15 protein-coding genes are annotated in these 21,399 nt (G+C 43.1%); 6 read left to right on the top strand and 9 right to left on the bottom strand.

The window, feature by feature from the left end; translation table 11 throughout:
- Positions 1 to 10: 10 nt before the first annotated feature.
- The 3 genes from CGC64_RS15655 to CGC64_RS15665 all read right to left on the bottom strand — a co-directional run bounded on the left by CGC64_RS15655 (position 11) and on the right by CGC64_RS15665 (position 5,063).
- Positions 11 to 2,416, bottom strand: a complete 2,406-nt coding sequence (locus tag CGC64_RS15655) for an ABC transporter permease (protein ID WP_050396685.1) — start codon at positions 2,414 to 2,416, stop codon at positions 11 to 13.
- 12 nt (positions 2,417 to 2,428) lie between these two features.
- The gene (locus CGC64_RS15660) at positions 2,429 to 3,676 is read right to left on the bottom strand and encodes an efflux RND transporter periplasmic adaptor subunit (RefSeq protein WP_005677975.1); all 1,248 of its coding nucleotides are present in this window, start codon (positions 3,674 to 3,676) and stop codon (positions 2,429 to 2,431) included.
- A gap of 85 nt (positions 3,677 to 3,761) precedes the next feature.
- Positions 3,762 to 5,063: a TolC family protein gene (locus CGC64_RS15665; protein ID WP_005677973.1), complete on the bottom strand. Its 1,302-nt coding sequence runs from the start codon at positions 5,061 to 5,063 to the stop codon at positions 3,762 to 3,764.
- A 377-nt stretch (positions 5,064 to 5,440) separates the two neighbouring features.
- Here CGC64_RS15665 and CGC64_RS15670 point away from each other — a divergent pair, with 377 nt between their 5' ends.
- Genes CGC64_RS15670 through CGC64_RS15685 form a run of 4 tightly spaced genes read left to right on the top strand, consistent with a single transcriptional unit; the run spans position 5,441 to position 10,372 of the window.
- Entirely contained in the window at positions 5,441 to 6,799 is a 1,359-nt protein-coding gene (locus CGC64_RS15670) for a sigma-54-dependent transcriptional regulator (RefSeq protein WP_005677972.1), read from the top strand.
- Positions 6,800 to 6,804: 5 nt separating this feature from the next.
- Positions 6,805 to 8,058, top strand: coding sequence for a sensor histidine kinase (locus CGC64_RS15675; protein ID WP_005681456.1), 1,254 nt, complete (start codon positions 6,805 to 6,807; stop codon positions 8,056 to 8,058).
- A gap of 59 nt (positions 8,059 to 8,117) precedes the next feature.
- On the top strand, positions 8,118 to 9,143 hold the full coding sequence (locus CGC64_RS15680) for an AI-2E family transporter (protein ID WP_005677970.1): 1,026 nt from the start codon (positions 8,118 to 8,120) through the stop codon (positions 9,141 to 9,143).
- Positions 9,144 to 9,199: 56 nt separating this feature from the next.
- A complete protein-coding gene (locus CGC64_RS15685; protein WP_005677968.1) occupies positions 9,200 to 10,372 on the top strand; it encodes a glycosyltransferase in 1,173 nt (390 codons plus the stop codon).
- 32 nt (positions 10,373 to 10,404) lie between these two features.
- Here the strand turns inward: CGC64_RS15685 and CGC64_RS15690 are convergent, their stop codons facing one another.
- Together CGC64_RS15690 and CGC64_RS15695 are read right to left on the bottom strand one after the other, a co-directional pair.
- On the bottom strand, positions 10,405 to 11,649 hold the full coding sequence (locus tag CGC64_RS15690; protein WP_005677967.1) for an ABC transporter permease: 1,245 nt from the start codon (positions 11,647 to 11,649) through the stop codon (positions 10,405 to 10,407).
- A 3-nt stretch (positions 11,650 to 11,652) separates the two neighbouring features.
- The gene (locus tag CGC64_RS15695; protein ID WP_005677966.1) at positions 11,653 to 12,852 is read right to left on the bottom strand and encodes a pyridoxal phosphate-dependent aminotransferase; all 1,200 of its coding nucleotides are present in this window, start codon (positions 12,850 to 12,852) and stop codon (positions 11,653 to 11,655) included.
- Between the two features lie 181 nt (positions 12,853 to 13,033).
- On the opposite strand from CGC64_RS15695, the gene CGC64_RS15700 reads away from it, so the two are divergent.
- Together CGC64_RS15700 and CGC64_RS15705 are read left to right on the top strand one after the other, a co-directional pair.
- Positions 13,034 to 14,269, top strand: a complete 1,236-nt coding sequence (locus tag CGC64_RS15700; RefSeq protein ID WP_005677965.1) for a hypothetical protein — start codon at positions 13,034 to 13,036, stop codon at positions 14,267 to 14,269.
- Between the two features lie 45 nt (positions 14,270 to 14,314).
- The gene (locus CGC64_RS15705) at positions 14,315 to 16,363 is read left to right on the top strand and encodes a polysaccharide lyase family 8 super-sandwich domain-containing protein (RefSeq protein WP_005677963.1); all 2,049 of its coding nucleotides are present in this window, start codon (positions 14,315 to 14,317) and stop codon (positions 16,361 to 16,363) included.
- 4 nt (positions 16,364 to 16,367) lie between these two features.
- Here CGC64_RS15705 and CGC64_RS15710 read toward each other — a convergent pair whose 3' ends face one another.
- From CGC64_RS15710 to CGC64_RS15725, 4 genes are all read right to left on the bottom strand, one after another.
- Positions 16,368 to 17,216 (bottom strand): histidinol-phosphatase, encoded by an 849-nt coding sequence (locus tag CGC64_RS15710; RefSeq protein ID WP_005681458.1) that lies wholly within the window; start codon positions 17,214 to 17,216, stop codon positions 16,368 to 16,370.
- A gap of 63 nt (positions 17,217 to 17,279) precedes the next feature.
- Positions 17,280 to 19,148 carry a ribosomal protection-like ABC-F family protein gene (abc-f, locus tag CGC64_RS15715; RefSeq protein WP_005681459.1) on the bottom strand — a complete coding sequence of 623 codons (1,869 nt, stop codon included), beginning with the start codon at positions 19,146 to 19,148 and terminating at the stop codon, positions 17,280 to 17,282.
- 27 nt (positions 19,149 to 19,175) lie between these two features.
- A complete protein-coding gene (locus tag CGC64_RS15720) occupies positions 19,176 to 19,982 on the bottom strand; it encodes a DUF3805 domain-containing protein (protein ID WP_005677959.1) in 807 nt (268 codons plus the stop codon).
- 51 nt (positions 19,983 to 20,033) lie between these two features.
- Positions 20,034 to 21,227, bottom strand: coding sequence for a hypothetical protein (locus CGC64_RS15725; RefSeq protein ID WP_005677958.1), 1,194 nt, complete (start codon positions 21,225 to 21,227; stop codon positions 20,034 to 20,036).
- Between the last annotated feature and the right edge of the window lie 172 nt (positions 21,228 to 21,399).

Consider the following 21,399-nt stretch of genomic DNA (forward strand, 5'->3'; position numbering starts at 1 on the left):
TATTTATTAGTTATTCATATTTTAAAATACTCATCGGTTTCAAGCAGATAATGCGCCACACTTGTTGAAAAACAGTAAGGAACGCAATCAGCATCAACAGCGCAAAAACGACTGCATATATCCACCAAGGTAGCGAAATATGGAAAGCATACGTCTCCAACCAGCCATTCATTAACACTGCTGATACGGGTATACCGATTGCAGATGCCAATATAGTGAGCAACATCAGCTCCTTGGTCAAGATAAAAAACAGGCTGCTTTTATTTGCACCGAGCACCTTGCGGATACCCACTTCTTTCAAGCGCGATAAGGTTGAAAACAATGTTACAATCCACAAACCGAGACATGCCACAAATATGGCAATTAAAGAAGCACTGGCAAATATCCAACCGAAATTACGGTCTGATTTATAAAGGAAAGTATTCAAATCACTCAAAAAGAAATAAGAAAATAAAGAAGTCGGAAAATATTCATGATACATCTGCTCGATCTCCTTCAAAGCACTATCTTCTCCTTCGCCTGTCAAGCGGACTGAAATATAAGGTGTTGCAATAAATGGTACTCGCTCTTTCATAAAGAAGATAATAGGTTTGTAAGCCACGGAAAGCGATTGCTGGTGATAGTTTTTCACCACTCCGATAATTTCGAGCGGTTCGCCTACCACCTCCATTTTAACCTGCTGTCCCAATGCGGCTTCGGGCGACTCATAACCTAATAACCTGACTGCTTCCTCGTTGAGCACTATCCGGTTGAGGTCACCGCCAAAGTCCTCAGAGAAGTACCGCCCACAAATCATAGCGGGCATATAGGCAGATAGATAATCATAATCTACGGCAAACATCTGTATCAGTTTCACTTGCGAAGGGTCACTTCCATAAGGACGATTGGTAAAATAATTGGCTACCTCCACCCCGGGAACAGCTCCTGAAACGGTTACGTGGCTTACATCTGCCCGTTGCTTCAGACGCTTGGTGAAACTTTCCAGACGTAGTGCCAATCCCTCGGTGAAAGAGGGGTACTTAATGACTAACATACGTGAATGAGAATCGACGGAAGCCTCACTTTGCATATAACACACTTGCCGAATCACTGTGAACGTGCCAGTAATCAGAACAAAAGAAGCGAGAAACTGAACCACAATCAGCACTTTCCTTATCCGGTTACCGCGTTTACCGTGTAACAGTTTCCCCCTCATAATTTCCGACGGACGTATAGTAACCATCAGCCAAGAAGGATAGAAGCCTACAACAAACGTACCGATAACAACCACTCCGGCTACAATTCCCCAAAAAGCAGGCAACATAAGTATATCCGCCCCAAAGCTTTGCCCTGCCCAGCGATAAACAAGGGGTAAAAGGAGTTCCAGCCAACCAAGAGCTATCAGCGTAGCCAACAGATTCATGAAACCTGATTCAAGAAGTCCCTGGATAATAATCTGACGGCGCGAAGCACCAAAAGCCTTACGCAACCCGAACTCACGTCCGCGTTCCAAAAAACGCGCCACAGTCAGATTCAAGGCATTAGCCCAACCTATCAGTAGCAGAGCAACGGACATCACCAATAGTATAAGAACCGCAGTCCGACTCCCTTTCACTTCTTTCTCATAAGCTTTTTGTGGAGTGAGATGAATGTCTTTCAGCGGTATCAGTTCTACCGCCCAAGTCTTATGTCTCAAGGCATCAGTTTTGTACTTATCGGATATATTGAGAAAAGCCTCTTCAATCTCTTCCGGACATTTTCCGGACATCAGGCGGACATAGGTATAAACTCCGTGAATGTACCAAATGTCCTGTCGCTCTTTGGGAATCGTACTATATGAAAGTAGAAAATCATATTGCAGATGGGAACGAACAGGCATATCTGCTATCACGCCGGTAACTTCAAAGTTTTGCTGCGATGAAGGCGTACTGAAAGTCAGCACCTTCCCTATCGGGTCTTCTTCATCAAAATAACGATTTGCCGCACTTTCGGTCAGTACCACCGTATTAGGACGCACCAGTTGCCCGGTCTTATCTCCTCTAATTATCGGGAAACTAAATATCTCAAAAAAAGCAGGTTCGGTGTAGCAATAATGTGCTTCGGCAAATCTCCTGTCGAAGTAATTCACCACTTGTTCGCGGTCTTGTGCTGTTACACGGACATACTTCTCAATGCCTGCAATTTCACGAGCCATTGCAGGTGCATGGCCGTAAGCTGTAGTCGCCCAGTTATCTGTCAGCGTCTTGCCTTCATACAACCGGCTTTCAACACGATATACACGTTCGGTATTGTGGAATGAATCGTAGCTTAACTCCGACCATACGTAAAGTATGATAAGCAATGCTGTTGCAATACAAACAGACAATCCCGTTATATTTATCAGTGTCAGAGATTTTTTAACCCGCTGACTACGTATCACTTGTGAAAAGTAATTTATCATATCATAGACTTATTTCAGTATCAGTTTCTCGTTATCGCCAAACAGTTCATATCCGGATACAATCACCCGATCACCAGGTTTTAATCCTTCGGTAACCTCATAGTACTGCGGATTTTGTCGTCCGATGCGGATAGGCTGACGAATAGCAAATTTACCACTTTCATCCACAACATACATCCATCGTCCACCGCTTATTTGGAAAAATCCGCCACGCGGCACCAAAATAGCCTGTGCAGGGTCACCCAATTGTAGATTGATATGATAGGTCTGCCCTGCACGTATATTCTCCGGTCGTCCGGCTGTAAACTGCAAATCGGTACGAAACTGCCCTTCTTTTACTTCCGGATACGGCTTCGTCACCTCCAGTTTATAACTGACACCGTCACGGGTAAAGTCAGCCGGCAATCCGGGTACAACACGCTCCACGTAATGTTCGTCAATCTGCGCTTGTACTTTCAGGTCAGAAGTGATGATCTGACCAATGTGCTCGCCCGCAGCTATTGATTGTCCTATCTGTGCATCAAGATTACCTACCTGCCCGTCAATAGGAGCTTTCACCTTCAGGTTCTCAATTCGTTCGCGTACCAGCGCGAGACTCTGTTTCATATTACGTATGTTCTCGTCCAAGCTGTTTACCTGACTTTCACGGAAAATATTATCCTGACGAATACGCTCGTCAATGACATCCAACTGTTCTTTAGCCGCATCATACTCCTCTTTGGCAAGTCGATAATCTTCTTCTGCAATAAGTTGCTCTTTTATCAGGCGACTGTATTGCTCATAACGGCGCTGTTTCACCAGCCGATCTTTATTTAGCCCAATACGCTCTTGTTTTAAACGCAAGCGTTCCTGCTCCATGCTAATACGGGTATTACGAAGTTCATTCTCCTGATAAGCCAGATCCGCTTCGCTCTGCATAATACCAATATTTAGTAACGGATTACTGAGACGCAAAATCACGTCGCCTGCCTTCACCATAGCACCTTCTTCTTTTAGACGTTCTTCCACACGTCCACCTTCCACGGCATCCATATAAATAATACGATTAGGCATTACCTGACCAATGACACGAATATAGTCATTAAACTCACCACGGTTAACGGTAGCAATCGTCAGACGTTCTTTCTCCACAGTCATGGAAGAGGTAGTGTCTCTGAATATGAAATATAAAACAACGGCAATAACAAAGGCTATACCACCTATTACATATAGATGTTTACGGGTAATGCCGGGTTTACGTTCAATAGGTGTATCCATAAGGAATCAATCAAAAATAGGGTTATTATAAATTAGTTATTAAAGAAGTATCAACTTTGTTATTCAAAATATATAAACTCTGCCTTTATAAGAAAGTTCCCTCCCGGTAATATTTCTCCAGTTTCATCATCATTTCTACCTGCAAGCGCACACGAACCAGTTCTGCTTTGGCGGAAATAAAACGATTGCGGGCTTCCATTAACTGAAAGACAGAGATAAGCCCTTCTTCCCACTTTCGTTCGGATTCTTTCAAGACCAGAGTTTCCGCGCTCAATTGCTGCAATACCTGTTGATGTTCCGTATAGCCGGCACGTAGGGAAAGAAGAGTTTGCTCAATTTCAGTATATAGCTGTTGCTTCTCCAATTCCTCTTCATTCTTCAGGCGATACAAGTTCAATTTCAACTTCCTTTGATTCGTAAAACGTTCAAAACCGCTCAACAAAGGGAAAGAGATACCGATACCGATATATTTTCCTATATTATCCCGCAATTGCCTGGCGGAAAATGCAGTGTTGTAGAAATTAGAACCTACCGTAAAGCGGCCATAAACAGAAGGAGAAAAAGCTCCGCCCGCCATTGCATATTCTTTGCGGGCAGCTTTCTGCTTTAAGCTAATCATACGCATGGCAGGGAGTACTTCCAACGATTGTCTATACAATGTTTCCGTAGAGGGGAGTGAAAGTAACGGGAGTTTATTCAATTCGACAATCGTATCCTGAATGACAAGTGTATCACCCGACTGAAAGTTCATCAACTGTTCCAGATGCAGTAATGACAACCGACAGCTATTAGCACGGGATTGGTAACGATATATATCCCCTTCCCTGCGGGCTTTTACCTCTTGCAAGTCGGAAACGGATTTCAAGCCCAGTTCCACAAATGTCTCGGTTTGTTTCAGGTATCGTTCGCTCAACCGGCTTTGCTCCAAAGCCAAATTCAAGAGTTTTCTTTCCAAAACCAGTTTGTAGTAAGCATCCGTCACTTGATAGGCGAGTTCATTCTGCCTGTCTTTCAGTTCCCATTTGCTGCGTTCCCGATTTATTTTCCGAAAACGAACCTGATTGATACGTGAAAAACCTTCAAACAAAGACAAAGTCATATCAAGACCTATCGTTCCTTCTTCAAAAGTCTTTTCTGTATAACCATTGGTATCCGGGTCTATCGAACGCCCGAAACGCTTTCCTGTTTCTGCGTTGGCTACTATGCGGGGAAGAAATGTACCGATAGCGGCAGCATAATCCGTTCGTGCTTCCTTTATGTTAATGGCACTATTCCGTATAGAAGGATTCTGTTTCCATGCCAAACGGATACATTCATCCAAACTCATTGCAGATTGAGCATACGTAATCACGGGCAATAAAAACAATAAAAAGAAAATGTTCCTCATTCTTCAGTATATATGCAATTGTGTTCTATATGAATTAAAAAAGCAAACATAATGCCACAATACTTAAACCACTGATTACAAGATAGATGACATACATTATTTTATCGTTCCCGTCCAATTATTACACACTATAACGTCTAAAAATTGGACGTTATCAATAAAAAGCCACCATGACCTGCGTGCAAACAGCCATTATTCAACGTTCAGGCTATAAATATTACTTAAACGAAACATAGGATAAAGTCATGTTTCAGGAAATGTATCATAAAACGTCTAATTATTGGACACTCTCTTGCAGGGAAAAGTAAAAACGAATATCTTTACCCAAAAACTTAAAGAATCGTTCAACCCAGGCAGATCCCCCCAATCTTACATATATGGAAACCGGAACTATTTTAATAGTAGATGATAATAAAAGTGTGTTGGCTTCGCTGGAACTTTTACTCGAAAATGAATTCAGTACAGTCCGCACAGCTGCCAATCCTAATCAAATAACAACACTGCTCACTACCACTTCCATTGATATCGTAATTCTCGATATGAATTTTTCGGCCGGTATCAATAACGGCAACGAAGGACTATACTGGCTGAAACATATTCACGAAATCCGCCCCGCACTCCCTGTGGTAATGTTAACTGCTTACGGAGATGTGGAACTAGCCGTAAAAGCTTTGAAGAACGGAGCTACCGACTTTCTTCTCAAACCTTGGGATAACCGGACACTGGTTCAGAAAATAAAGGAAGCATACAATAATAAATCGAACAGGAAAAGTTCCTCAAAATCAAAAAACTCAATCGTAGGATCCGGCAATCCGAACAAACCTGAAATGCTGATAGGGCATTCTCCCGCCATGCTACAATTAATAAAGGTAGTCAATAAAGTAGCCAGGACCGACGCCAATATTCTGATAACCGGAGAAAACGGGACCGGAAAGGAAATGCTGGCCAGAGAAATACACCGCCTGTCTCCACGCAATACTCGTCCCATGTCAAGTATCGACATGGGAGCTATCAGTGAATCCCTTTTTGAGAGCGAGCTTTTCGGTCACGAGCGCGGAGCTTTTACGGACGCTTACGAAAGCCGTCCGGGAAAATTCGAAGCTGCCAGCGGCAGTTCGCTTTTTATGGATGAGATTGGAAATCTTCCCCTTGCACTACAAGCCAAATTACTGACTGTACTACAAAACAGGAATATCACCCGAATCGGAAGTAATAAAGTCGTCCCCGTTGATATACGACTCATTTCCGCCACCAATAAAGACATCCCGGAAATGGTGAAACAAGGATTATTCCGCGAAGATTTATTCTACCGTATCAACACTATCCACCTTGAAATTCCTCCATTACGAGAACGAGGAGACGACATACTCCTGTTCGTCGAAACCTTTCTCCACCGTTTCGCTTCGAAATACCAACGCCCGGAAATGCGAATGCATGAGCAAACAATAGAGAAACTACGCTCTTACCACTGGCCGGGCAATATCCGGGAACTGCAGCACGCTATCGAGAAAGCCGTTATCTTGTGTGAAGGCAACGTGATACGCCCCAAAGACATTTTGGTAAAACAAACCTGGAAGCCGCAAACCACCAGCACTGTCCCCAATTTGGAAGAAGTGGAAAGGCAAGCCATTGAAACAGCCATTCTGCAAAATAATGGCAACCTGACTGCCGCCGCCGAACAATTGGGAATCAGCCGTCAGACACTCTATAACAAACTAAAACGTTTCAAACCCTGAACAGCATGATATTCAGCCGACACATCTATTGGATTATACTACTACACGTCATGCTTATCCTCGTCACCTCGGGAACAGGCGCCTGGCTTATCATCTCACAACGCGGATTTGTAATAGGCACATTACTAATTACCTGTTCCCTCTTCCAAATCAGCAGGCTGGTAAATAAACTAAATTCATTCAACCAAAAGTTGCGTGTCTTTTTCGATGCCATAGAAGACAAGGATAATATGCTTTACTTTCCCGAACAAAACGTTAGTAAAGAACAGGAAAAACTGAACCGCTCTCTCAACCGCATCAATTTCCTGCTCGCCAAAACTCAATCAGAATATTCCAAACAGGAACACTTCTACCGCTCACTCTTGGAAGAAGTGCCCAGCGGTGTATTAGCATGGGATTCTACCGGAAAAATAATCATAGCAAACAGCACTGCCCTTTCCTTATTAGACTGCCAGCAATTAACCCGATACCGACAACTGGAATCCTTACTGCAAGAAAAAGGCAAAAAGGAGCATCTCAGTCTTTCACAAAGCCGGATGAAACTACAAGATGAAACAATAACTCTCTTGTCTATCAAGGATATCGGTGACGAGCTTAGCGACAAAGAAAGTGAATCGTGGAACAAACTAAGCCACGTGCTCACTCATGAAATAATGAACACCATTGCTCCCATTATCTCCCTGTCACAAACACTGTCCACCTATCCGGACATCAACGAAAAAGCAGTTCGCGGACTTCGCATCATTCAAGCACAAAGCGAACGTTTATTGCAATTTACCGAATCCTTCCGTCACCTCTCCTACCTGCCAAAACCCGAAAAGAAACTTTTCTCACTTACGGCAACCCTGCAAAATCTCCGGGAACTCTTATCCGGCGACTTCAAAGAAAGCAATATCATCTTCACACTGACCTGCGAACCTAAAACGATTTATATGAAAGGTGACGAGAACCAACTCTCCCAAGTCCTGCTTAACCTTCTGAAAAACTCCATGCAAGCACTGGAAGGAAAAGAAAAAGGCAGAATCAGCATCCATGCACAACAAGACGAACACATATCTATTGACATTGCGGACAACGGCCCGGGTATTCCGCCTGAATTACAGGAAAAGATATTTATTCCTTTTTTTACCACCAAATCAGAAGGCAGCGGTATCGGATTAAGCCTATGCAAACAAATTATCCGCCTTCACGACGGGCATCTCACCATTCAGGAAAGCAATCCCGGCAAAACAATTTTTCATATTGATATGCCATTATAAAACAAACCTTTCCGGTGCTTTTCGTGTTTATTATTATATAAACGAACGAATCGCACGATATGAGCATCAAAGAACAATACTGGAAATATTCCCTCATTGTCATTATTCTATTTATGGGAGTTATCATCTTCCGGCAAATCACTCCTTTTTTGGGAGGATTACTGGGAGCATTAACTATGTATATACTTGTACGCACACACATGAATTATCTGACAGAAAAGCGGAAAATGAAACGCAGCATCAGTGCATTACTGATTACGGCAGAAACCATTATGGTGTTTCTTGTTCCGCTGGGATTAATAATCTGGCTAGTGGTAAACAAACTTCAGGATATAAATCTGGCTCCGCAAACCTTTATCGAACCCATTCAGCAAGTAGCAGAATTTATTAAAGAAAAGACCGGTTATGATGTATTGGGAAAAGATACGCTATCATTCATCGTATCTATCCTCCCTCGTATCGGACAGATAATTATGGAAGGCGCCAGTAGCCTTGCAGTCAATCTATTCGTCATGATATTCGTGCTTTACTTTATGCTGATAGGAGGAAAAAAAATGGAAGCATACGTCAACGACATTCTTCCTTTTAATGAGGCAAATACGCAGGAAGTCATTCGTGAGATTAACATGATTGTACGTTCCAATGCTATCGGCATTCCTCTGCTGGCTATCATTCAGGGAGGCGTCGCCATGATAGGCTATCTTATTTTCGGAGCACCCAATATACTATTATTAGGTTTCCTCACCTGCTTCGCAACTATTATTCCAATGGTAGGTACAGCATTGGTATGGTTTCCCGTAGCCGCTTATCTGGCTATTAGCGGAGACTGGTTCCATGCAATCGGGCTCGCTGCATACGGAGCCATCGTCGTGTCACAATCCGACAACCTGATCCGATTTATCCTTCAAAAGAAAATGGCGGACACACATCCGCTCATCACTATTTTCGGAGTTGTCATCGGTTTGCCGTTATTCGGATTTATGGGAGTCATCTTCGGGCCGTTATTACTCTCGCTATTCTTCCTTTTCGTGAATATGTTCAAGAAAGAATATCTGGATTTGCGAAATAACCTTCCTTCAAGATGAGGGAACTATCGAAAAAATGCGTACTTTTGCGGGCGTAAAAACGACACTTAAATTCAATGGAAGCATTTACATTCAATACTGCCGAACTGATTCTTTTATCGGCGGCAGGTATTCTTTTTATCATTCAGCTTATTTACTATTTCGGTTTGTACAATCGGATACACGTTCGCAATAAGACTGTACGCAAAGAGGAAACCCACTTCTCACGGGAATTGCCTCCACTTTCCGTCATTCTTTGTGCACGCAATGAAGCTGATAACCTGCGTAAAATTCTGCCTGCTATTCTGGAACAAGATTACCCGCAGTTCGAAGTCATTGTTATCAATGACGCTTCCACTGATGAAACAGAAGATGTGCTGGGATACATGGAAGAAAAATATCCTCATCTCTACCATAGTTTTACACCGGACAGCGCCCGCTATATCAGCCACAAGAAACTAGCTCTGACATTAGGTATCAAAGCCAGCAAGCACGACTGGCTTGTATTTACGGAAACCAACTGTATGCCTGCAAGTAACCAATGGCTGAAACTTATGGCGCGCAACTTCACTTCGCAAACGCAAATCGTATTGGGGTACAGCGGATACGACCGTATCAAAGGCTGGTTACACAAACGTATCGCATTCGATACATTATTTCAGTCTTTACGTTATCTGGGGTTCGCCTTGGCCGGAAACCCCTATATGGGTATCGGTCGTAACATGGCTTACCGTAAAGAATTATTCTTCAAACAAAAAGGATATTCCAAATATCTGAACCTGCAACGCGGAGAAGATGACTTGTTCATTAATCAAATAGTAACCAAAACGAATACGCGCGTAGAAACTGACTTCAACGCTACGATGCGTATACAGCCCGTCTATCGCTACAAAGACTGGAAGGAAGAAAAAATTAGTTATATGGCTACCGCACGCTTCTACCGTGGAGCACAACGTTACCTGTCGGGATTCGAAACATTTTCCCGCCTGTTATTCTATGTCGCCTGTATGGCAGGTATCGTATTCGGCATACTCAACTTTCATTGGCTGGTAGCAGGTATTGCATTATTGATATGGCTGCTTCGTTACATAACGCAAGCTATTGTGATTAACCGGACAGCCAAAGAAATGGGGGGAGGTAGAAAATATTATTTCTCATTGCCCATATTCGATATTCTCCAACCGATACAATCTCTTAATTTCAAGCTATGCCGCCTTTTCCGAGGGAAAGGTGATTTTATGAGAAGATAATAAACCTGTTTATTTATATCCGGAAGGAAGACTTACTCATATCGCATAGAGTTTGCCGGATTGATTTTCGTTATCAGGAAAGAAGGACCGATCAACATCAGCACCGACGACAACAATGTACCGATATTAATCAAAAGAAAAAGCCAGATATTGAAAGAGACCGATACTGTATCGACATAATAACTTTCCGGGTCGAGTTTGAGAATTCCGAATTGAGATTGAATAAAGTAGAATGCCAGACCGATCACGTTTCCCCAAAGCATTCCTTTTCCGATAAGAAAAACAGAGAACCAAAGAAACGTCTTACGAATAGTGAAATTGTCAGCTCCCAACGCTTTCAGGATTCCTATCATATTAGTACGTTCAATGATAATAATCAATAGACCGGAAATCATGGTAAATCCGGCAACCCCTATCATTAAGAACAAAATCACCCATACATTCATATCCAATAAGCCAAGCCATTCAAATATCTGGGGATTCAGTTGTTCAATATTCCGTACATAATATATGCCTCCAAACTTATCCCGCTGACTATCGGTATCAATAGCGATTTCATAAGTTACGTCTTCCAACTTATCATAATCACGAACCTGCAATTCCACTCCGCTCACCTGCTCCCGCTGCCAACCGTTCAAGCGGTTCACCAGATTGAGATCAGTCAATAAAAAAAGATTATCATACTCGGAGAAGTTAGTCTGATAGATTCCAGCAATCGTCAAACGACGGGCACGAACCTCATCTTGTATATAATAGGTATAAATTTTATCTCCTAGCTTCAACTTCATCTTAGTAGCCAAAGCCTTGGAAATAAGCACCTGATTGGAAGATACAGAATCACTGAAAACGGGAATTTCTCCTTCGACCAGATATTCCTTCATAAAGCGGGAATCAAATTCCGGTCCAACACCCTTCAACACCATTCCCTGAAAGGCGTCGTCTGTTTTTATCATTCCCGGTTTGGTGGAATAACGTTGTACATGACTCACTTCAGGATAATCGGAAAGGGCGGCAATCAAACTGTCGCCAGCAACAATCGGATGTGTCTCATAAGAATTGACCGCATCCAGATTCGTTATCTGGATATGCGAGCCAAATCCAATGACCTTATTTCTCACTTCACTTTTAAACCCGATCACTACCGCTACCGCTATAATCATTACAGCCAGTCCGATAGCAATACCCGCCATAGCAATGAGGACCGCAGGACGTGATACCTGCTTTCCGCCATCGCTTTCACGATAGATACGCCGGGCTATGAAAAGTGATAGAGACATCTTTTATTCCGTTCTTCCCGGATACGCCTCCAAAGCCTTTTGCAAGACAAAAAGCGCACGGGTCAAGTCTTCTTTTTTCAATACATAAGCAATACGAACCTCGTTGATACCAGAGCCCGGAGTGGTATAGAAACCGGAAGCCGGAGCCATAAAGACTGTCTGCCCTTCGTACTCGAAGTCCGAAAGACACCAGGCACAGAACTTATCCGAATCATCTACCGGAAGTTTCGCCACCGTGTAGAAAGCTCCCATAGGAATCGGAGAATAAACACCCGGAATGCGGTTCAATCCGTCAATGAGGCATTTACGACGTTCCACATATTCATCATAGGTCTCACGTGAATATTCTTCCGGAGCATCCAATGAAGCCTCGGCAGCAATCTGTCCGATCAAAGGGGGACTCAAACGAGCCTGACAGAACTTCATAACAGCGTCACGTATCTCTTTGTTCTTGGTAATCAGCGCACCGATACGGATTCCACATTCCGAATAACGTTTCGAAACGGAGTCAATCAGAACCACATTATTCTCGATGCCTTCCAAATGGCAGGCAGAAATATAGGGCGAACCGGTATAGATAAATTCGCGATATACTTCATCGGAGAAAAGGAATAAATCGTATTTCTTCACCAAGTCACGAATCTGATTCATCTCACGACGAGTATACAGATAACCGGTCGGATTGTTCGGATTACAAATCAGGATAGCTTTGGTACGTTCATTTATCAGTTCTTCAAATTTCTCCACTTTCGGAAGTGAGAAACCCTCTTCGATAGTCGTGGCGATAGTGCGGATCTTCGCTCCGGCAGAGATAGCAAATGCCATATAGTTGGCATAAGCCGGTTCCGGAACAATAATTTCATCCCCGGGATTCAGACAGGAAAGGAAAGAGAAAAGCACCGCCTCCGAACCACCCGACGTAATGATTATATCATCTGCTGTAAGATTGATATTGAACTTTGCATAATATCCTACTAATTTCTCGCGATAGCTACGATAACCTGCGCTGGGACTGTACTCCAGCACTTTGCGATCAATGTTGCGTATCGCGTCAATCGCGACCTGAGGCGTGGGCAGGTCAGGCTGTCCGATGTTCAGGTGAAATACATGAACTCCGCGTTGCTTGGCAGCGTCTGCCAAAGGAGCCAGTTTTCTGATAGGAGATGCAGGCATCTCGTTTCCGCGAATGGATATGGTTGGCATAATTTTAACTACAAATTACTTAATTACTATTTACTTTATCTACTTGGAGCTGCAAATGTACGCAATAATTTGAATACAGAGACATAAAAACTTTAAAAACCTTAGCAAGGTTAAAAACGTTATGGGATTTTGAAAATAAAGCTATACATTTGTCATACGGAAAACTTAAAACAATATCATAATGACCATACACCTTATCTCATTTGCGTCACTACTTCATAAACAAGCCACGCTGCGCAGTTCGCATGAAGCGATTTTAAGCGAACTCGAAAAATATTATACTGTCAAGCTTGTCGATTATCAGGATATGGACAAGTTGACGAGTGATGATTTCAAGATTATTTTTATCGCTACCGGCGGAGTAGAAAGACTGGTCATCCAACATTTCGAACGACTTCCCCGCCCTGCCATTTTACTGGCCGACGGTATGCAAAACTCACTTGCAGCCGCTCTGGAGATATCTACATGGTTACGCGGAAGAGGAATGAAAAGCGAAATTCTTCACGGTGAATTACCGGCAATCATACAACGTGTACATATACTCTATAATAATTTCCGGGCACAACGTTCTTTATTCGGCAAACGCATCGGAGTTATCGGAACACCTTCATCCTGGTTGGTCGCCAGCAATGTTGACTATCTTCTGGCAAAACGCCGTTGGGGTATCGAATACATAGACATTCCATTGGAACGAATTTATGAACATTTTCAACAAATCACAGATGAACAGGTAGGTGCTTCCTGTGCTGCCGTTGCTTCACAAGCTCTTGCTTGCCGTGAAGGAACTCCCGAAGATTTAATCAAAGCGATGCGATTATATCGGGCTATTAAGAAAGTATGCGAAGAAGAAAAGTTGGAGGCGTTGACACTCAGTTGTTTCAAACTGATTGAGCAAATCGACACTACCGGTTGTCTGGCATTATCTTTGCTGAATGACGATGGCATAATGGCAGGTTGTGAAGGGGATCTTCAGTCGATATTTACTTTGCTGGCCGTGAAGTCATTAACCGGAAAAGACGGATTCATGGCGAATCCTTCCATGATTAATTCCCGCACCAACGAGCTTATATTAGCTCACTGTACCATAGGCCTTAAACAAACGGAAAGATACATTATCCGCAACCACTTCGAGACAGAAAAAGGTATTGCTATCCAAGGCTTACTTCCAACAGGAGACGTGACTATTATTAAATGTGGCGGCGAATGTCTGGATGAATATTACTTGTCCACGGGAACATTATCCGAAAACACGAATTATATCAATATGTGCCGTACACAGGTACGTATCCGTATGAATACTCCCGCCGAGTATTTCCTGAAGAATCCATTGGGCAATCATCATATTCTGATTCACGGAAATTACGAAGATGCATTGAATGAGTTTTTCCTGGCGAATGCCTGCAAACGGACAGAATAAATAAAATACAGAAAAGCAATCCGAAAACAGTCTAGAATAGAAAATATGAAAATCACACCCTCTTACCTTTATCTCTCGTTACTTCTTTGTCTATTAAGCTATGCACCGCTCGATGCACAAGAAGCGTTCAATGACTCAGTCGCCTTAATCAAAAGAAACTATATAAATGCCACTGTCGGCAAAGATAAAGGTAAGGAGGTGCTTCTTAGGCAATTATCAACAATCCCTCCAGAGAAGGAAGCTTCGGACCAGAATGTAATTGAGTTACAACAACTATATCCTATCTCCCCTAAAGAAATCAAACATTTAATAAATACTCTCTATACGGACGGTTCATGGGAAGATATCAACTACGCAGATACGAAACGTTCCGGGTGGGAACCGAAAAAACATACCGAACGGATATTGAAACTCACTAAATACCATTACCAGAAAAAGCAGATACTTAAACCGTCTGAAAGAGCCCGACTGACTAACGCCATTCATCAAGCAATGAATTTCTGGTTTAGTAGAAAACTGGTATGCAAAAATTGGTGGTATAATCAAATCGGCATTCCACGTACACTCGGGCCCGCATTCCTATTGTTCGAACAAGAAATGAGCGAACCGGAAAAACAAGGCGCAATCAAAGTAATGATGAATTCATCCTTCGGCATGACAGGACAGAACAAAGTTTGGCTGGCAGGTAATGTACTAATCAGAGCTTTATTGCAGAATGACTGGCAACTGGCAAAAGAAGCACGGAAAGTTATTGCCTCTGAAATAACTCTCGGACAAAAAGAAGGAATCAAAGCTGACTGGAGTTTTCACCAGCACGGGCCCCAACAACAGTTTGGCAATTACGGCCTGTCTTTTATATGCAATATGAGTTTCTATTCGGAACTATTTACCGGCACTACCCTTGCTTTTTCACAGGAACAACAAAGAATTCTCACCTCCCTGCTACTAGAAGGTTACCAATGGATTATCTGGAGGGGATATTGGGATGTAAATGCGCTTAACCGCCAACTATTCCGCAACGCAGATATTGACAAAGGATTTAGTTTACTATTTGCCGCACATTCATTAATGAAAAGCAGCGAACCGGAAGTTGCCGATCAAATAAAGAAAATGATTCTTCGAAATTCTTCTTTTTCACAAGTCCCCAACTCATTCACCGGAAACAAACATTTCCGGGAGTCGGACTATACCGTTCACCGTACTCCTACCTGGCTGGCTTCCGTACGTATGGCTTCCGAACGAGTAATCGGCACGGAACTGGTGAACGAGGATAACCTGAAAGGATATTACATGGCCGACGGTGCATTGTATACGTATGTGCATGGAGATGAATACCATAACATTTTTCCTTTTTGGAATTGGAGAAGAATCCCGGGGATTACTACTTATGAAAGCAATGCGCCTATTCCTAATCCCAATAAAACAGATGCGCGAAATCACAGTTCCTATGTAGGAGGAACGACTTACCAAAATACCGGAATTACTGCTATGCAGCTGAAACGTAACAAACTGGAGGCGAATAAAACCTGGATATTTACGGATAACTATGTATTATGTATGGGAAGCAACATCCATGCTGACAGCACAGCCACTATTATGACATCTATTGACCAACGGTTCAGCAAAGGCAAAGTATGGTCTGATGACAATAAACGGATTTTCCATGATAATACCGGATATATCATCTTGCAGGCGGACACTTGCATCACTCTGACCGAGAATAAAGAAGGACAATGGAAAGATTTTATGGGAATGTACAAACCCGAAATTCTAAAAAGTAAATTATTCTCAGTTTACTTAAAACACCGTAAAGATGCACCTGCATCTTATGTATATCTGACACTTCCAGCCACCACACAACAAAAAGTGCGCGATTTCGACAGTCGCTCCGTTCATATCATCCGCAATGATAAAAAAGCACAAGCGGCTGTCATCAATGATCTATGTTACGCAAGTGTTTATCATCCTACCAATTTACTAATAGACAATGATAATCCGATTGCTATCTCAGAACCGGGCACTTATATCATTCATATAAAAAAGAAAGAAATCGTGTCTCACGAATCTTTTGCACTCCAACTTACAAATAAATAACCGGTCACCGAGGAACTGATATTCCCGTGTCCTCCCATTTTCTATCATGCCACTCTACAACCGAAGTGAAACCTGCCTTCTTCAAAGCAGCCAGAGCTTCGGCACGAGCATTATTTATCCTTTCCGGATAGTGAGCATCACTATTAACCTGCACCCGAACACCTAATTCTTTCAAGAAAGTGAAATATCGTTCATTAGGATAGAATGTTCCCAGTTCATGATAAGCTTTGGTATTGATTTCTACAATATAGCCGTGTTCGGCAATGGCCGTGAAGTATCCGCGAACCAATGTATCATACCACGGTTCATCCAATAACCCCGGACGATAGCAGGAAGCATTGTAGTGCATCTTATCCGCATGACCTACAATATCAAATCCCCCTAATTCTACCATACGAAGCAGATTCTTATAATAAAGGTGAACCACATAATCCAAGTCACCATCGAAATGCTTGTCTATTAATTGACGGAAAGTATCTGCCGGAGTATCAATATCCACGATTTCCCGCTCCGGAGAATGCAGCATGTGTACCGAACCGATCCGGTAATCAAGCGGCAAATCCTGAAAACGAGGCAAAGAAGGATTGCTGTCCTCATCCAGATAATCTATTTCAAGGCCGATTGCCAATTCTATTTTATCAGCATACTTTTCTTTGAGACGAGAGAATTCAGAAAGGTAATCATCCATCCGATCCCATTCCATTGTCCATGCAGTAGAGAACGGCAACGGGGCATGAGAAGAAATGCCATAGGAAGTAAAGCCTTCGCTGATAGCAAAGCGGATAAAATCTTCCATATTGGCCCGTCCGTCGCAATACAGGCAATGACTATGATAATTGGTCAGGTTTGTCATAAAGGTTTATGTTATCAGGGGTATCTGGTTATCAGAATTTTCGGGTTTATTGTTATTCGGAATTCAACCTTCTATTTCGCTGAGTTCCAACCAGCGCATAGTCTTTTCATCAATCAGGTCATTCACTTCCGGCAATCGTTTTGACTTCTCGGTCAGTTCGTCCACAGAGAGCGTACCGCTGCACAGCTGTTCTTCAATCTGCGCCTTCTCCGTTTCCAGTTCGGCTATTTCTTTTTCCAGTTGTTCAAACTCACGTTTTTCTTTGAAGCTCATCTTCCGCTTATCATTCAGACGGACACGGGCCGTCTTCTCCTCCTGCGGTTTCTCAGCCTCTTTTTCCTGTTGCGCTTTCGCATCTTTCCAATCTCGGTAATCACTGTAATTTCCGGGAAAGTCACGGATATCTCCCTGTCCGTTGAATACCATTAAATGATCCACTACCTTATCCATAAAGTAACGGTCGTGTGACACCACAATGACACAACCTTTGAAGTTCTGAAGATATTCTTCGAGCACGTTCAAAGTTATAATATCCAAGTCGTTGGTAGGCTCGTCAAGCACCAGAAAGTTGGGATTACGCATCAGAACCGTGCAGAGATACAGACGGCGACGTTCACCTCCACTCAATTTATAAACGTAGCTATGCTGCGTTTCGGGAGTAAACAGGAAATGTTGAAGGAATTGGGATGCCGTCAGTTTCTTGCCGTTACCCAGTTCTATGATCTCGGCAATATCCTGTACCACATCAATCACCTTCATCTGTTCGTCAAACTGGAGACCGTCCTGCGAATAATAACCGAAACGAACCGTTTCGCCGATATCCACCGTACCGCTATCAGGCTGTACCTGCCCCATGAGTATTTTGATAAATGTAGACTTTCCCGTTCCGTTGTTACCTACAATTCCCATTTTCTCATAACGGGCAAAAATATAAGAGAAATCATCCAGAATCTTCAAGTCACCGAAACTCTTATAAAGATGATCGGCTTCGAATATCTTGCTGCCGATATAAGAGGCTTTTACTTCCAGTTTCACATTATCATTGCGGATATGTTGCTTCGCCACCTTTTCAAGTTCGTAGAAAGCATCTTCCCGATAACGGGCCTTATGTCCGCGTGCCTGCGGCATCCGGCGCATCCAGTCAAGTTCGGTACGATAGAGGTTATTGGCACGTTCTATCTCCACACTTTTTGCGTCGATGCGTTCCTGACGTTTTTCGAGGTAATAGCTATAATTCCCTTTATATTGATAAAGCTGCCGATTGTCTATTTCGATAATCTCCGAGCAGACACGGTCGAGGAAATAACGGTCGTGCGTCACCATGAGCAAGCTGAGATTGGTACGGCGGAGATATTCTTCGAGCCATTCGGTCATATCCAGATCAAGGTGGTTGGTAGGCTCATCAAGAATCAACAAGTCCGGTTCAGTAATCAGGGCGTTAGCCAAGGCGACACGTTTCAACTGTCCGCCGGAGAGCTGCTTCACTTTCTGGTCGAAGTTACGGATTTTGAGTTGAGAAAGGATTTGCTTGGCTTTCTGTTCATATTCCCATGCCTCCTCCTGGTCCATACGCACCAAAAGCTCATCCATCCCGGGATGTCCATCGGTTTCCATACAACGTTCGTACTCCTTTATCAGTTCCACGGTACTGTTGCCGTGATGAAAACAAGCCTCAAGGACGGTCAATTCTTCAGGATATTGCGGGTCTTGCTCCAGATAATCGACACGAAGGTCACGACGGAAAACTATATTTCCGTTATCATATCCTTCTTTGCCTGCGATGACATTCAACAAGGTTGTTTTTCCGGTACCGTTCTTGGCGATCAGTCCCACACGCTGGCCTTCGGCAATGCCAAAAGATATATTTTCAAAAAGAACCAAGTCGCCGAAGGACTTGGTCAGGTTGTCTACTTGTAAATAAGGTACTGCCACGTAGTTTAGTAATTAGTTAGGTAGTGGTTAGTAATTAATAATCAAGGATTTATATTCTTCAATAACATTGCAAGGCTGCCCTGCTTTTACTTTGCTCCAAGCTATCTTCATCGGGTCGATAATCCGGTCCTTGTAGTCAAGTACGGGAGCTTCACGGTTGCCGTCAATCAAGGTCTTCCATTCCATGCCTTCCACTTCGTTGGCCAGAATGGTGCATACCGTTATGCCGATTGCCAGCCATTCGTCCTTTTTCTTCGGTCCTATCTTGCCACTGTCAATCACCTGCTGAAGTTTTTCCAAGTCGTCTTCCACTCCCTGAAAATCTTTCTTCAGTTCCTCTTTCACGGTAGATACCACCCACTCGTAGCTTTCATTAATCTGATAAATCTCGGAGAGACGGACAGGAATAAGTTCCGCCGGATATTTCTCACCCTCCTTGCGAATCTCCAGAGTGGCGATAACCTCCTCTGCTTCCTTCACACTTCCGCCTTTGGGAACGGTAAACGAACATTCGAAAGCGATATTGCCGATACCGGTAATCCACAGGTGAGAAGTATAGTATTTTCCTTCCTCCTGAAACATTTCCTTGCTATATGCACTCTCCAATGCCCCGACCTTCACCAATGAAGCCGATTCATTCTCTTTCAGTTCCTGCCGAACGGCATCCCTGCCGTAAGTAGCATTGCCTTTAAATGCAGATATACGAAAGTTTCCCGTCCATACATCGGGATTATAGAAAAGAAAAGAGCCTTCGCCGTCTTCAAACTCATTCCAGTCCGACGGATAGTTCATAGAAAACCATGCTCCGGGAGAGATAAATTTCTTGCCTTGCATCCTTTTTCATTAAAATGATTACTCGGGCAAAAATACGAAAAAAAGTGTTCACTACTTCCCTATCGGTTGTATTTTCCTGCGTACTTCTTTGGAAATCTCCAAAAACATATAATTCAGCTTTCCGGAATGGATACCTTCTTCGTTCTCTTTGTACTTCTTGTTGGCATATTGTTTGGATTTCTCGAAGGTGAGCAGAGACATTTCGTTCTGTGATTTACCTACCATGGTGGAATCCAGTTGCTCGTCGGGGAAGAAATCATCCAAGTCAACATCCCCAATCATTGTTGTTTCAAGGAAGTTCATGTCTTTATGGGAGTTGTCGGTATAATACCCCACGAACATGTGTCCCGGAGTACGTACCAGAATCGGGTCTATATTGATAGAACGAAGCAACGACGCAAACAACACACTACCGTCCACACAGTTGATTTGTGAAGAGTCCAGTGCATCATCAAACGTGCGGACCCGTTGCGAGAAAACAACATTGCTCGACAGGCTGGTATTGGAAACCGAACTGTAACGGAATTTGCGTTTCTGCAAGATGTTCCAAAGAGCATAGACTTGCTTGTCTACCACACCTTTCGCCTTACTCTGGTATCCCAGAAAACGATTCACGATACGGGTATTCAACGCTTCGCGAAGCAATTGGTCAATCATAGGATTTTCTTCATTGACATAGGCGGCAAAGAAGATACTGGTATCATAAAATTTTGTTCCGTTTGCCACATATCCCAACAGACACTCGTTGATGCTGCGTACTGAAAAAGTACGCACCCGCTGGCCTAAGTCGTCTCCGTTCATTTCCACCTTCACGGCTACGCTGACCGGCTCGGCCTGAACATTATTTTTCAATGCTTCATAATTCCAGATTATATCAGGATAAATGGTATACTCAGTCCGCGGTCTATTTAGAACGAACTCCGACACGGAACGGGAGAAGAAAGGCGTCTCCGCCACCTCGATACGCACACGGCTATAAGCGGTTCTTGATTTCACCCGCACGGCAATACATGACTTCGGATTTCCCAGATACATAGAGTCCGAAGGCGTGATTACTTGCGCATCCGTGGTGGCTACCGACAGTATGGCGGAAGGAAAGATATTCCCTCCCAGATCATCAACAATCTCGAAACCGGAATTGAAAGAGGTGTATTTAAAAACGGAAATCCCTCCTATCAGAAGGAAAAGGACGATGATCGCCCCTATCACTTCGCGCCTGTGATTTTTCAAGTCAAATTTTATCATTGCTTGCAAGTTGTATTTTAATCTATTGCTATTCTATTTCTCTAACAAAGATAACAAATAACAAACGTTTTTTCCTCCCCCGGCCAATAAAAACTATTAAATTTCGTCCGAACAGCCGTATTCCGCCGAATGTAATACGATTGTAATATTTGTTTCATCCGCCCGTAACAAA

This window comes from Bacteroides caccae (assembly GCF_002222615.2).
Classification (GTDB): domain Bacteria; phylum Bacteroidota; class Bacteroidia; order Bacteroidales; family Bacteroidaceae; genus Bacteroides; species Bacteroides caccae.

Excerpts from the sequence above, each read along its gene's own strand:
- CGC64_RS15685 (WP_005677968.1), top strand. The coding sequence starts at position 9,200 with ATGGAAGCATTTACATTCAATACTGCCGAACTGATTCTTTTATCGGCG.
- CGC64_RS15690 (WP_005677967.1), bottom strand. The coding sequence starts at position 11,649 with ATGTCTCTATCACTTTTCATAGCCCGGCGTATCTATCGTGAAAGCGAT.
- CGC64_RS15710 (WP_005681458.1), bottom strand. The coding sequence starts at position 17,216 with ATGACAAACCTGACCAATTATCATAGTCATTGCCTGTATTGCGACGGA.
- CGC64_RS15700 (WP_005677965.1), top strand. The coding sequence starts at position 13,034 with ATGACCATACACCTTATCTCATTTGCGTCACTACTTCATAAACAAGCC.
- CGC64_RS15675 (WP_005681456.1), top strand. The coding sequence starts at position 6,805 with ATGATATTCAGCCGACACATCTATTGGATTATACTACTACACGTCATG.
- CGC64_RS15665 (WP_005677973.1), bottom strand. The coding sequence starts at position 5,063 with ATGAGGAACATTTTCTTTTTATTGTTTTTATTGCCCGTGATTACGTAT.
- CGC64_RS15680 (WP_005677970.1), top strand. The coding sequence starts at position 8,118 with ATGAGCATCAAAGAACAATACTGGAAATATTCCCTCATTGTCATTATT.
- CGC64_RS15695 (WP_005677966.1), bottom strand. The coding sequence starts at position 12,852 with ATGCCAACCATATCCATTCGCGGAAACGAGATGCCTGCATCTCCTATC.
- CGC64_RS15725 (WP_005677958.1), bottom strand. The coding sequence starts at position 21,227 with ATGATAAAATTTGACTTGAAAAATCACAGGCGCGAAGTGATAGGGGCG.
- CGC64_RS15705 (WP_005677963.1), top strand. The coding sequence starts at position 14,315 with ATGAAAATCACACCCTCTTACCTTTATCTCTCGTTACTTCTTTGTCTA.
- CGC64_RS15670 (WP_005677972.1), top strand. The coding sequence starts at position 5,441 with ATGGAAACCGGAACTATTTTAATAGTAGATGATAATAAAAGTGTGTTG.
- CGC64_RS15720 (WP_005677959.1), bottom strand. The coding sequence starts at position 19,982 with ATGCAAGGCAAGAAATTTATCTCTCCCGGAGCATGGTTTTCTATGAAC.
- CGC64_RS15660 (WP_005677975.1), bottom strand. The coding sequence starts at position 3,676 with ATGGATACACCTATTGAACGTAAACCCGGCATTACCCGTAAACATCTA.